The 14,494-nt window shown below is 37.9% G+C and carries 9 protein-coding genes; 5 read left to right on the top strand and 4 right to left on the bottom strand.

The window, feature by feature from the left end:
* Positions 1–222: 222 nt before the first annotated feature.
* A complete protein-coding gene (locus SHI72_RS06790; RefSeq protein ID WP_323489468.1) occupies positions 223–657 on the top strand; it encodes a DUF1896 domain-containing protein in 435 nt (144 codons plus the stop codon).
* Entirely contained in the window at positions 644–5,971 is a 5,328-nt protein-coding gene (locus SHI72_RS06785) for an N-6 DNA methylase (protein WP_323489467.1), read from the top strand. Before SHI72_RS06790 ends, SHI72_RS06785 begins: the two co-directional genes overlap by 14 nt.
* 8 nt (positions 5,972–5,979) lie before the next feature.
* Here SHI72_RS06785 and SHI72_RS06780 read toward each other — a convergent pair whose 3' ends face one another.
* The 4 genes from SHI72_RS06780 to mobA form a co-directional block, all read right to left on the bottom strand.
* Positions 5,980–8,322 (bottom strand): hypothetical protein, encoded by a 2,343-nt coding sequence (locus SHI72_RS06780; RefSeq protein WP_323489466.1) that lies wholly within the window; start codon positions 8,320–8,322, stop codon positions 5,980–5,982.
* A 167-nt stretch (positions 8,323–8,489) separates the two neighbouring features.
* A complete protein-coding gene (gene mobC, locus SHI72_RS06775) occupies positions 8,490–10,514 on the bottom strand; it encodes a conjugal transfer protein MobC (RefSeq protein WP_323489465.1) in 2,025 nt (674 codons plus the stop codon).
* A gap of 16 nt (positions 10,515–10,530) precedes the next feature.
* Complete coding sequence (gene mobB / locus SHI72_RS06770; protein WP_323489464.1) at positions 10,531–11,835, bottom strand: conjugal transfer protein MobB; 1,305 nt, start codon at positions 11,833–11,835, stop codon at positions 10,531–10,533.
* Between the two features lies 1 nt (position 11,836).
* On the bottom strand, positions 11,837–12,274 hold the full coding sequence (mobA, locus tag SHI72_RS06765; RefSeq protein WP_323489463.1) for a conjugal transfer protein MobA: 438 nt from the start codon (positions 12,272–12,274) through the stop codon (positions 11,837–11,839).
* 756 nt (positions 12,275–13,030) lie between these two features.
* Between mobA and SHI72_RS06760 the strand changes: the two genes are divergently transcribed.
* From SHI72_RS06760 to SHI72_RS06750, 3 genes are read left to right on the top strand one after another with little or no spacing between them, the layout of a single operon-like run.
* Entirely contained in the window at positions 13,031–13,798 is a 768-nt protein-coding gene (locus SHI72_RS06760; protein WP_323489462.1) for a ParA family protein, read from the top strand.
* A 4-nt stretch (positions 13,799–13,802) separates the two neighbouring features.
* A complete protein-coding gene (locus SHI72_RS06755) occupies positions 13,803–14,219 on the top strand; it encodes a DUF3408 domain-containing protein (RefSeq protein ID WP_323489461.1) in 417 nt (138 codons plus the stop codon).
* Positions 14,220–14,226: 7 nt separating this feature from the next.
* Complete coding sequence (locus SHI72_RS06750; RefSeq protein ID WP_323489460.1) at positions 14,227–14,493, top strand: DUF3408 domain-containing protein; 267 nt, start codon at positions 14,227–14,229, stop codon at positions 14,491–14,493.
* Position 14,494: the final 1 nt, after the last annotated feature.

Here is a 14,494-nt window from a genome sequence, read left to right as displayed (position 1 = left end):
AAAACGGCAAAGTTAAATCGTTTACAATCATTTTTATTTAATAACTGCGCATAAAAAAAATTAGCAAAGAGAAAGCTAGTGCTTCCTTTGCTACCATTTAAACCAGTCAATTAAAGCCGTTACCAGTCAAATAATGCCTTAAAAATATTGAAAAGCCTCCTTCGTTATATTTTTGCTTTTGTTTTAATAAAGTAAATTTACCATCCCTAATACTCATTATTTATGGCGGCAGAGAATAAAATATCCTATTACGCACTACGATTAAAGGAATTGCTCAACAGCAGTTTTCCTGAGTTATCCACAGACAAAGAATTTATTGAACGACGTGGACAATTAGCTGCTAAAGTCTACAATGATGCTTTTATAGCAGGTAATACAATTGAGCAGTGCAATGAGATTGCCCAATATGTATTATTTGAAGGATTACACTTCTCCAAATTCGACACTGTTTTTAAAGTGGTCTGCAACGAGTTCGACACGATCATGGCTGATGAGGAATTAAGACCATTTGCCTTAAAAATGCTCCCTGTCAGCATCCCTGTATTTGAACAATACCAACTTACGGATGACTTTGCGGACAGCCCTGAATTTGAACTGCTATACACCGAACTCACCGGCACTATTCAAATCTGGATAGAAGATAATGGGCTTCAATAAAAGAGAACATTTAAAGAAGAATATTGAGGCGTTGCAGCTTGTTTTCCTGCTGGAGAAAGAAAAACGCCAAGCTGCTGAAAACGAGCGCCAATTGCTCATGAAATATAGTGGTTTCGGTGGTCTTAAATTTGTCCTCAATCCGGCCGATAAGGCAGATGATATTGACCGCTGGGTAAAATCTGAACAGGATTTATTTGCACTTACCCAGAAACTTCATCAGGTTTTACGTGAAAATGCCCTAGATGAAAAACAATACCATCGTTATCTAGACAGTATAAAAGCTTCCGTCCTGACGGCTTTTTACACCCCGCCTGCAATCATTGATACCATTGCAAATTCCTTTCAGGAAAACCAAATTCCTATAGAGCGCTTCCTGGAACCATCTGCAGGAACGGGATCCTTTATTGAAGCCTTTAAGAATGAAGGTATATCACATATAGCAGCGTACGAAAAAGACTTACTCACAGGAAAAATACTAAAAAAACTTTATCCTGATAATAACATCAGGGTTGCCGGATTTGAAGAAATCCCAGACAGCGGGAAAGAAACCTATGATGTCATTGCCAGTAATATTCCTTTTGGGGATACATCAGTTTTTGACCTTTCTTTTGTACGAAGTAAAGAAACTGCCCGCGTGCAGGCTGCGCGAAGCATTCACAATTATTTCTTTATAAAATCAGTAGATATGCTCCGTGACGGTGGCGTACTAGTATTTATTACCTCACAAGGGATTCTTAACAGTGCCAAAAATGAACCAATACGTGAGGCTTTGATGCAAAGCTGTAATCTGGTTTCAGCTATCCGTTTACCCAATAATTTGTTCACCGATTATGCCGGTACCGAAGTTGGGAGTGATTTGATTGTACTGCAAAAAAACAAGTCTAAATCAGGGCTTTCCCAAATCGAGCAGCAATTCTGCAAAGCCTATATCACTTCTGAGAATATCACCAATAACCTGCTTTTTGCAAAGGGACAGCGTATCGTACATACTTCATTGTATGAAGGAACCAATCAATATGGTAAACCCTCGTGGATTTATGAGCATAAGGATGGCGTGGAAGGAATCGCAAAAGATTTAAAAAATATGCTCTCTGATGATCTCTCCAATAATTTGGATTTTAACTTATATAATAGAATAAATAAGGCAGACATTACTTCTACGATTCATATATCTGAACCCATAATACCAATAATTGATATTGAAAAAGAGAAACAGGATAAAATCCAATCTGTAACCCCAAATGACTTTTCAGCAGCTTCACAATTGAGCCTGTTTAACTTCTATGAAAATACTCCTGCAATAAAAAGCATACCTCAAAAAAAGAAAAATTTTCCTCAATCTAAACGCAAAATAGTTCCACCGGTTCGACAGGGAAACTTATTCGATTTACCCATCAGACAAAATGAAACTACGCCATCAGTTCAAAAAGTACACAATAGTGAAAATAAACAGATAATGGGGGATTTATTCTCTGATACTGGTGAACTAAAAACTTTACCTATTACCGAAGTAAGTATTTATCAAGACAAATTGAAGTCTTTTTATAGAAATGAATGTCTGGTGCTTCACAACGGGTATGTAGGCTATCTGAAAGATATAAATCCGGAAGAACAAAAAGCATTCTTTCATCCCCTTACCCTTGCACCAATTCAAAAAATAAGGGCAGAATCCTATATCAACGTGCGTGATGCTTATCAGGAATTGTATGAGAAAGAAACTCAAAAACAAACCGAACACAAACAGGAAAGAGAAATATTAAACCGTTTCTATGATGCCTTTGTGAAGAGATATGGAAACCTGAACAGTGCCGAAAACATCCAACTCATCAAGACAGACAGTGCCGGAAATGAAATTCCATATCTGGAACGTGTAGTTGGCGGTGTGGTCCACAAATCGGATATCTTCCATCATCCGGTCAGCTTTTCAATCACTGCCATGACAACAGATAATCCTGATGAGGCATTAGCAGCATCGCTTAACAAATATGGAGCAACCCGTTTGGATTATATGTCGCAGATCAGCGGGTTATCGACTGATAATCTGAAAGAGGCACTTCACGGACGTATTTTCTATAATCCTTTGGAAAAAGAATATGAAATAGCAGAACGGTGGATTGCAGGAAATGTAGTTGAAAAAGCCCAGGCAATACAAAACTATGTAGAGCTAAACCCAGACGATACCCAAACCAGAGAAAGCCTTCACGCTCTTGAACAGGCCTTTCCCAGACGTATTGAATTTGAAGAACTGGATTTTAATTTAGGCGAGCGCTGGATACCAACAGGAATCTACAATCATTTTGCTTCGCATATGTTTAATACGGATGTTCGCATTTATTATAACGAGAATACAGATAATTTCTCAATTAAATGTGATACCAAAAATATACATATTACCGAGAAATATGCTATAAAATCGCAAAGCCGGTCTTATGATGGAATTACGCTGCTTAAACATGGTCTGGTTAATACCACCCCTGATATTACCAAAAAAGTAATGCATGGTGACCAAGAGATAAAAGTACGGGATATGGAAGCTATCCAGATGGCTAATACCAAGATTGATGAAATCCGTAAAGCGTTTTCCCAGTGGCTGTATGCTCAGAATGATGAATTTAAAAAACGCCTGACCGATAAGTACAATGATACCTTTAATTGTTTTGTCCGTCCACAATACAATGGCAGCCATCAGGACTTTCCCGGACTCGACAGAAAGGCATTGGGGATTGAAGACCTGTACTCCAGCCAGAAAGATGCAGTATGGATGATCAAACTGAGCGGCGGAGCGATATGCGATCATGAAGTCGGTGCCGGAAAAACGCTCATTATGTGTACAGCCGCCCAGGAAATGAAACGTCTGGCACTGGCACATAAACCCATGATTATTGGGCTGAAAGCCAATGTTCATGAAATCGCGGAAACCTATCGAAAAGCCTATCCCCATGCTAAAATATTATATCCAGGCAAAGAGGATTTTACACCTCAAAAACGACTGCGTATTTTCGGGGAGATTAAAAACAATGACTGGGATTGTATTATCCTGACCCATGACCAATTCGGGATGATCCCGCAATCGCCTGAAATGCAAAAAGAGATATTACAGACGGAACTCGATAGTGTTGAAGAAAATTTATCGGCTCTTGAATCCCAGGGCAAAGAAGTATCCCGCGCGATGCTCAAGGGTGTTATCGTACGAAAACAAAATTTGGAAGTCAGGCTAAAGACCCTGCAGCACGATATTGAAAACCGCAAGGATGATGTGGTCGATTTTAAGATGATGGGCATCGATCATTTATTGGTGGATGAAAGCCACCGTTTCAAGAACCTGATGTTCAATACCCGCCACGATCGTGTTGCGGGATTGGGTAATATGCAGGGAAGCCAAAAGGCGTTGAACCTGCTGTTTGCCATTCGAACCATTCAGGAACGAAGCGGAAAAGATTTAGGGGCTACTTTTCTTTCCGGGACCACCATTAGTAATTCGCTTACTGAATTGTATCTTTTGTTCAAATATCTTCGCCCGCATGCATTGGAAAAACAGGGCATTAATTGTTTTGATGCTTGGGCAGCTATATACACAAGAAAAACTACCGATTATGAGTTTTCGGTAGCCAATAATATCGTTCAGAAAGAACGGTTCCGCTATTTTATTAAAGTGCCTGAACTGGCTCAGTTTTACTCGGAGATTACAGATTATCGTACTGCGAAAGACATTGGCATCGACCGCCCGAAAAAGAAAGAGATACTGCACAATATACCACCAACACCACAGCAGGAAATCTTTATCAAAAACCTGATGGAGTTTGCTAAATCGGGAAACGCAACATTGCTTGGACGCGCTCCATTGTCACAAAGTGAAGAGAAAGCGAAAATGTTGATTGCCACGGACTATGCCCGCAAAATGTCACTGGATATGCGGATGATCAGTCAGAAGTATGATGACCATCCCGATAACAAAGTTTCCCATTGTGCGGCAAAGCTGGCCGAATATTATTTTCGTTTTAATGCTCAAAAGGCAACCCAGTTTGTATTTTCTGATTTAGGCACCTACAAACCCACTGAGTGGAATGTGTATTCGGAAATTAAACGCAAGCTGGCACAAGACCACGGCATTCCTGCCAATGAAATACGTTTTATCCAGGAGGCGAAAACCGACAAGATGCGTAAGGAATTCATCAGCATGATGAACGAAGGAAAAATCAGGATACTCTTCGGATCAACCGATATGCTGGGAACCGGAGTCAATGCCCAGAAACGAGCTGTAGCGGTACACCATCTGGACACGCCGTGGCGACCAAGCGATTTAGCCCAGCGGGACGGCAGGGCTATCCGTAAGGGCAATGAAATTGCAAAATTCTTCGCAGATAATAAAGTCGATGTGATTATTTACGCCGTCGAAAAGTCTTTGGACAGCTATAAATTTAACCTGTTGTATAATAAACAGCTGTTTATTGATCAACTAAAAAACAACAGCCTTAGTAAGCGTACCATAGACGAAGGAGGTATTGATGAAAAATCAGGAATGAATTTCTCAGAATATGTTGCCATACTCTCAGGTAATACCGATTTGCTGGAGAAAGCCAAATTGGAAAAAAAAATTACATCACTTGAAAACGAAAAACAGGCTTTTACCCGTTCCAAATCCATGTCAAGATATAAACTCGAAGATTATATGGCAACAGTTGAAACTGGAAAATCGATGGTTGAAAGATTTTCTGTGGACTGGCAGAACCTTCAAAAACGCATCCGAAGAGATAAGGAAGATACAGTACTAAACCCTATTGAACTGATTGGATTACCTCTAAATGCAGATGTAAAACAGATTGGTGAAAAACTTCATCTACTGGCTAATAAAACGCGTACCGAAGGACAGTATGAAGAAATCGGCACTTTGTACGGCTTTACACTTTTGGTAAAAACGGAAATGACACAAAAAGAAGGGATGGACATCCGTGACAACCGTTTCTTTATTCAGGGAGAAGGAAATATAAAATACACCTACAACAATGGACAAATTGCGACTGATCACAAATTGGCTGCCGGAAATTTTTTAAATGCATTGGAAAAAATACCCGGATTAATCCAACAGGAACAAAAGAAGATTAACGCCATTGAAAAAGATATTCCTGTACTTCAGGAAGTTGTAAATAGTGTGTGGACTAAAGATAATACGCTAAGCGAGTTAAAAATAGAATTAGCAGCTCTGGATCGAAAAATTCAATTATCCATTACTCCGGAACAACAAGTAGAAGATCCTGAACAAAAACTGCAAGATGATCAGACATCACAGCCTATTCAGAAACTGAAAATCTCCTGATTGCAGTACTAATTATCTGTCAGATCCAGTTTATCAAACAAATTCGTTTCTAAATTTCCTGCAATAAAGGAATAAGGATAATTTGGATTATTAAGATTAAAACCTAAAACAACGACTCCACGTAAATTCTCTTTACTTTCCAGTTCTAATATCTGGTCTAACACATCATTCCTCGTGGCAGTGTCAATATCTTTATATGGATAACCGACTATTGCATATTGTCTTCTTTCGGGCCCGCAGGTAAGGCTTACCCAATTATGTGGTTTGCTCATTTTGCCTCTTACTATCATACTTTTCAGTTCATTTAATTTTTTTTCAAATAGTAATTGATCTTGTTTTGGTAAGTTTAATAAAATAAAGGATGCCACCAGCCAATTATTACCATTGCTATTGATATAATTAAGAATGTCTGACCAATACTGTGTTTTTTGCAAAAAAGGTTTTTTTACTTGTTTTCCTCTTCCTTTTGCGATCATATAGGGGTCGAGCTCTTTAGATAATAAAGTAAGATTCAAATAGGTGGAGTTATTGTACTCATCTTCACCTATGTTAAAACCGTTTTTTAAATAAAAACCAAATAAATCAAGCTCATCACCTTGAAAGTCAACATGGGCTTCAAACTCCCTTCTTCTTGAAAGATAATGTACTTTCTCACTTTGTAAAGGAAGAATGTCAAAGATAACTTCAAGATCTGTGAAACTTATTGATGGTGCTAATTCTTCTAATTTATGTGTGACAACTTTTGCTTCAATAAGTTTCTTTAAATTACATCCTATTGATCCTAAATTAGACAGGGTCACTCCAAGCGGAACATAGTAATTTATCATGTTGGAATCAAGCTCATTTTTTACACCAGATTTGGTCTTAAAAACATGTAATTTTCTATTATTATGCAGGTAATTTTTAAACCTTATAGCTTGCTCAGATGGTGCTACCACTAAATCCTTCAGTGTTTGAAATAATCTGTCAGGCGCACCACGTTTTGCAGGATTACTTACGGTTCCGGACTTAGCTTCAACAATTATAGCGAAATCTTCAATTAGGACTATCAGATCATTCTCAAATATTTTATTAGTTGTTGGGCAAGTCCATAGACTTCCACTAAAAATTTTTGCATCAGGAAATGCATCTTTAAAAAGTTTCTCTATCTTTTCTTCCAGATATTTACCTTTTTCTTTAATATAAAGATCTTTAAGGGTTTTCTCTTGTACAATAAAAGTTTCAAGCAAATCAATTCCAAGATGCGAGAATAAAAATGGCACTGCAGAAAAATACTTATTCTCATCAAGCCTGATAAAAGGTTTTGAATGAATTGGATTATTTAAAAAAACATGGTTTTTGTCTATATTAGATAAGTCACCAAAACGGTATGCCAGCTGATCAAAAATTAGGCTTATATCTTCGTTGCTCAGCGAAGTATTTGTTAAAGCTTTAATTTCCTCAAAATCAATAGTAAAAATATCTTTAAGTTTTAAATCCGAATGCTCTATAAAGAAGCTTTTTAACATTTGCAGGTTCTTTCCGAATTCTTCCCATAAATTCAATCTTGATAGAGCATTAATTGGGGTAACACCAGGCATATTATTTTCATACGCATCAAATACTGCATTAAAGTTTTTTGCCATCATTGCCGGGCGGATATTATTCTTATGCACATTAAGTTTTTTGGTACTTAGATCAGCCAGACCAAATAAAACATCCAGAAATACTTCAGGATTAAATCCTAATTTATCTTCGAACTTAGCACTTATACGAGCTGATAACTCATAAGCAATTTTTTGCATTTGTCCCTCATATGCCCAATTGCGAACTGCAAGAGTATGATGCATCATTTCCAGTCTTAACATGACAGGACCAAATTCCTCCTCAGTTGCTGCTTTATCGGAAAGTTTAAAATAGGCAAACGATTGATGTTGATTTAAATCTTGCAATAATTTTTTAAAATCCTCTACTTTTTCATTTAATGGCTTTGCACTTAGAGTTCTCTCTTGATATAAGGAATAACACTGTAGAATCTCTAAATAAAACATATGAAAATCTAGTCTCCCGTCAATTGCTTCTTTATCGATGCCTTCTTTTTCAGCAATAAAATAAAAAACGCAAAAAGAACATAAATATAGTGGATCATAGTCCTTAAAATACTCCTGCAATTTTTTAAACTCAATTTCAAACTCGAGAGTCGATCTTTCAGCTAGTTCTAAAAATGGTTTTATTCTCTGCTCAAAACTTATGTCTTCTTGAAAAGGATTGTCTATTCGGTAAAGATTTTGTGTCACTGCTTGGTAAGGCTTATATTTTTTCTTAGAAGATTTATTTTTTTTTACAATCTTTCTCTTACGGCTTACTGGCATAGTACAATTATTATATATTAAAAGAGCTTAAATATATAATAATTAATCAACAAATCTTAAGATTTTGAAGCGTCGATAAATTTTAAAATAGCAATTATTTATCAAATTAATTCTAAATTATTTAGTCGATTATTGAATACAAAATTCTTTATGTCGAATGTTAAACTCTATTCATCTTTACTTTTTTTATCAGTTGTTTTTGGTATTAAATGCTGCAGGTCCGGATCGTTCTTAATCCGTTCCAGTTCAACGGACACTATTTCAATAATATCCTTCTTTATTTGTTTGTAGTTAGCCTCAATTTCGGCTTTCATCGTATCTTCTCCCTGTTCATTTACAAAAGAAAGTATTTCTGGGATTTTCTGGTAGGTTTTAGTTTCCGCGGCCACTTTCTCATTATCGACCACAATCTCTGCATGGAAAATCTTTTGTTCGATACGCTCCTCAAAATTATCGGAAACGGCTCCCACAAACATTCCTTGTGTCAGGGTAGATATTTTGGAGGCCGGTATAAGACTTTCCAGTTGTGTGGAAATGGAAGTTGATTTATCATTGCGATTGATAGTCATACTTTGACGCTGCTGCAATATTTTACCAAAACGTTCCGAAAGGCTTTTTGCTGTTTCTCCCACTACCTGACCACTGAAAATATTTCCTACTGTATTTTGAATTACCTTACTTTCTTTATCCCCATAATCGCGGGTCAATTGTGAATAATCCTGAAACCCTAAACAAACGGCAACCTTATTGCTTCGTGCAGTGGCAATCAGATTGTCCAGTCCTCGAAAATAGATGGTTGGCAGTTCATCTATGATTACCGAGCTTTTGAGCTGGCCTTTTTTATTAATGAGTTTCACGATTCTGGAATTGTACAAACCCAATGCAGCGGAATAAATATTCTGCCTGTCAGGATTATTGCCCACACAGAGGATTTTAGGTTCGCTAGGATTATTGATGTCCAATGAAAAATCATCACCGGTCATGACCCAATAAAGGCTTGGGGAGATCATACGCGACAATGGTATTTTTGCTGATGCGATCTGACCTTGCAATTGGTCTTGTGCACCTCCCTGCCACGCATCCATAAAGGGTGACAAATAATTTTCCAGTTCGGAATATGTCGTCAAAATGGTAAATACATCGGCATACTTTTTATTTAATAATTCAATTGCGTGAGGAAAAGTGCAGTATTTCCCGTTATCATAAATCTTTAAAAACCAGATGATGGCAGCCAAAAGGATAATCGGGCTTTCCACAAAAAAATCACCCTGCTTCTGTATCCAGGAGCGGTTTAAGTTGAGCATAATGGTATAAGCGGATTCATAAGCATCGGATATGTCAGTCATAAAATCGGGATTGATCGGATTGCAACGATGGCTTTTTCGCGGATCATCAAAATTAATGACGTAGAATTTGGGCTTTACTTTGTACTTATCCGTATGCTTCAATAAATGATTATAGGCAATGGTAGAGAGATCATCGAACTTAAAATCATAGATATACATGGAAAAACCTTTTTCAATCTGCTGCTTGATGTAATTGTTTACGATGGCATAAGATTTACCGGAACCCGGAGTGCCTAAAACAATGGTTGCCCGAAACGGATTTACAATATTTATCCAGCCATTATGTTGTTTTTTATGGTACCAGAATTTAGTTGGCAGATTGACAGAATACTCATTTTGCATTAGCTCGGTTTCCTGCATGAAACTTTCATTTTCAGTATTAAAGACATCATCCATTAGGCTGTTTTTGAGCAGCCTGCTCATCCATACACCTGCCATCAGCAGGGCAATATATCCCAAACTCAGGGTGAACATATATAAAAATGCTGCCATTTCAACAGGCAGACTGAGTAATGGGGTATTGAGAAAGAAAAAAACAAAGCCTATCGTTAGCGCTGTATAGATTTTGCCCGAGGTAATTTTTTCGTTTTTCACTCCCTTACTGCCCAGACAGCTTAACGCCAGAAGAACCAAAGCAAATAGTTTCGTATACAGCGTATGTGAAAACAGTCCTGCAGTCCGCTGAAAGTTCCCTAATATTTTATCAATAATAGATAATGTCCACCCTTCTTCTTTGAAGAACCCGTAACAAAACCAATAGCAGTGCATCAGTACTAATAAAATACTGACTGCTCTCATAAACTCCATAATCTTGGCTAATCCCCTTAAGTCATCTTCTCCCTGCATAGCTGTTATTTTTTAATTATTTATTATTGTTTCTTCGCTTTTTCTTTTTCCTGAGACGATCTGCAAAGGCTTGTTCGTCAAAATCTTCTCCCTGAGCTTCGGGCAATAATCCACCTAAACCCTCTATAGTACTAGGACCGTCACCAGCATATGCAGGACTTTCATAATGTAGAAAATCAAACAAATCGTGAATTTTGTCTGTTGGTAAGCTTTCGGATATTGCTGCTTGGGTGGAAATTGTTTGTGGTTCTTCTGCATTTATGATTTCCGGTTTTTGTCCCTCGTTCCACCAATGGTTGAATACATTGGCTGAAAATTCTTTTCCTAAACGTGAACCATTCCAAACTGATTTAGAATTGTGGTCTATGAATGTAATGCCGTAAATACGGCCTGTTTCATTTCGGCGGACAACAACATTAATTCCTTTCTCAGCCAATTGCTTTTTAAAGTCCGGTTCGTCAGTTGCCCATTGCAGGGTCGTTTCAATTGCTTTTCTAATTGTAATTCCCGCATCACTTTCTTTAAGAGACGCTTTGGAAGTTGTAAAATGATTTTGCAGCTCTATGTAGCCTGCACTTTTTCCAAAAAGTGAGGCTTTAAAAGGATTGCTTGCTTTTTCCCCATTTTCATTTAAGGCAAAATAAACCAGCCCTTGTTTGAGTTTTCCATGTAACTCTCCACTGACTTCTTCTGCTGTAATATTAAACAGCGATAACAAAGCATTATATTCCCCTAAACTTTGGAATTGATAGGATTTGGGCAGGTACCGTACCACCGAAGCGACCTGTCCTTTAAGTTCATTGCTCTTGTAATCTACTGGGTGAAATGCCTTCTGGTTGTGTTTAGACTCTTTCTCAGCAGCACAAGCTAATTGGTATTTTTGTTCCAGCTCACGGCATATATCCATCGAACGTCTACGCTCATAACTGTCGGAAATTTTACGGCCTTGCTCGTCCACGCAAACTGAAACAATATGAATGTGGGTGCGTTCAATGTCGGTATGTTTGAACACTACATAAGCTTGTTCGCCGTATCCCATTTTTTCCATATACTCCTGCGCAATTGCATTAAATTTTTCATCACTGACATTATCCTTTGGATCCGGATTCAGAGAAATATGCAGAACCGTTTTCTCCGTTTTACGATTCGCGAGCAAATAAGGTTCAAAAGAACGCTGCAGCAGGGCAACAGAATATTGACCATCAGGAGTTTCCAGCATCTTATTGGTAAAGAGAATCTCTGCATTTTCCTTCTCGACTTTGAGTTGATTATAGGAAAGTACGCCGGTCAAATTTTGTCCTCTGCCAATTTTAGCTACCATATCACTTGTTGTTTTTACTATATTTTGCTTCAAATTCCCCTGTAAGCTGTATGATTTTTTGACACAATACTGCCATTTCAGCGGTATGTTTTTCGAGTTTATAGAGATAAGCTGCGGCTTTTTTCTCGGAGAAATTGCGATAAAGCAGCTTTACGATTTGATTGTAATTCACTCCAACGCTCCGGAATTGCCCATAAAAAGTGGTTAACCGCATATAATAATCCATTGTGGCCTTGTCTACTTTTACGGTTTTAATGGTCTTCTGAAAGATACAGGCAGTGATAAAATGGGCCATTACTTTCATTTGTGACTGCTCAAAAAGAGAAAGAAAACGGGCGTTTTCTTCGGCATTTAAGGATATGGAATAACGAAATACAGCGGGATCCGTTTTAGGATTGCGTCCTGATTTCTTTTGTTGTCTGTTATTGCTTTGATCCATAATAAATCCATTTATAATTTTATAAAACATCGACTTTGGAGAATGTTTTCCAGCCCCCGGCGGGGCAAGTTGTTTTGAGCAGCGGAATTCATTTCCAGCAGCTCAAAACACAACTTGCTCCTTTCCGGTGAAAGGAAAATCCGCTCTTTCAGGCGGATTAATGTTAGCAGGGAAAAACGGCTTTTGGCCGTTCACTTTCTTACCTGATATGTCATAATGCTTTTGCATGAGACTGTTACTAAAAATTGTTTTACAAAGTAAAGGGCTCTTTAACAGAGTAATGCTATGTGTTGCAATGCCAAAAACTGCCTTTGAATGCCAAGTACCGCTGCATTAATAAAAGCGCATACATATCTACATTCCTTTGTAGAAGAAAGCAGATACAGGCATGCAGAAGGATAGCCGGGTAGTTTTACAACTACCTCTCTATTTATTTACAGAGCAGCGTAGATATTGAAATTGGAATGCAGATATGCGGCTAATTCACTATGGTGGTATAAAGAAAAGCAGCTCGGTGGTTACAAACCTACAGATTGGGTTATAGGAATGCAGATGTAATTGGATGATTATCTAAATATGCGCATTACTATCTCAAAAGGGATTACTATACCTACCTAGGCAGTTAATTAGGATAATACACATTTAATCAGGTACGCAGGACAAGACAAAACTACTTGTGTACTTTAAAAGAGAGAGAATTACCTGTCTGATTACCTACAGAGATAAATAAGTATTAATAATTTAAAACAGTAAAAAATGAAAACAGAAAACAAACCCGTATTTATTGCCTTTTCTTCCCAAAAGGGAGGTGTGGGCAAAAGCACTTTCACTGCACTTGCTGCCAGTACGCTTCATTATCGTCTGGGTTACAATGTTGCAGTATTCGATGCCGATTTTCCACAACTTAGCTTAATGAAAATGAAAACCCGTGACCTGGCAATGGTCATGGAAAATGAGATTTTAAAAAGAATGGCATACACGCAGTTTACCACGATAAACAAAAAAGCCTATCCAATTATCCAGCATAAAGCTGAAGGCGTTTTGGAGGCGGCAAATGATTTTTTAGAATCCTCAACAGTCCCGATAGACGTCATCTTTTTTGATCTTCCCGGAACTGTAAATACACCCGGAATTTTGAAAGCCTTGGCAGGGATGCATCACATTTTCACCCCCATTACTGCTGATCGTGTAGTGATGGAAAGCACCCTTGTTTTTACACAGTTGATGCGGGATGTCATTATGAAAAAAGGAGAAACATCCATTAAAAGTATCAACCTGTTCTGGAACCAGGTAGATGGCCGGGAACGCTCCCCTTTATATGGCATCTATAACAAACTTATCAATGACTTGGGATTTAGCCTTATGCAGTGCAGCATCATGAACAGCACACGATTTCGAAAAGAAAGCGAACTCGATACAAAATCTGTTTTCCGCTCCACTTTAATGCCTCCGGACAAACATCTGATGAAGGCTTGCCGGTTAGACCAGTTTATGGCAGAATTTTTAAATATTGTTCAATTGTAAAGCTATGGAAAAAGAAAATAAGAAAAAAGTCACTCCTGAGATCGATGAAGCGCTGATGATGGATATAATGGCCGATGGCGTTAAAAAAGAAGGATTAACACCTCCGGCAGAAAAGCACAAACCTTCACCAGAGCCGCTACAGGAGAAGCCTTTAACAAAGGAGCGCATGAAAATAAAAAAAGGAACTTATACAGATTATGAAGCCATTTTTTTTAAGAAGACCCATACCAATGCCCGAGATGGCAAAACGGTATACATTCAGCCTGATTTTCATGAAAAATTATCCCGTATCGTTCAGGTTATCGGTGAAGATAAGCTAGCAATTTATGCCTATCTAAACAATGTACTGGAGTATCACTTTCAGGAATTTGGAGAACAGATTACCAAAAGTTTCAATGAGAAATACAAACCTATTTTATAAACTAATCATGAAGATAAAAATTAAAATTCACGAGAACCGTAAAGAACAATTTAAAAAATTGTTTATGGTCAATCGCTTTCCCTCAGGGCGAAGCGGAAAAGTAGTATACCTGCGTCCCGAGTACCATGAGCGTCTACTGCGCATTGTCCAATTACCAGGAGAAGAAAAAATTACGCTCTATTCATACATTGACAATATTATGGAACATCACTTCAGGGAATTTAGCCAGGACATCACGGATTATTTCAATGAACGCAACAAACCAATTCTTTAGT

Origin of the sequence: Flavobacterium sp. PL02 (genome assembly GCF_035013205.1) — a bacterium.
Taxonomy (GTDB): domain Bacteria; phylum Bacteroidota; class Bacteroidia; order Flavobacteriales; family Flavobacteriaceae; genus Flavobacterium.
The sequence above is the reverse complement of the archived record's forward strand: the minus strand, read 5'-3'. Positions and strand labels throughout refer to the sequence as shown.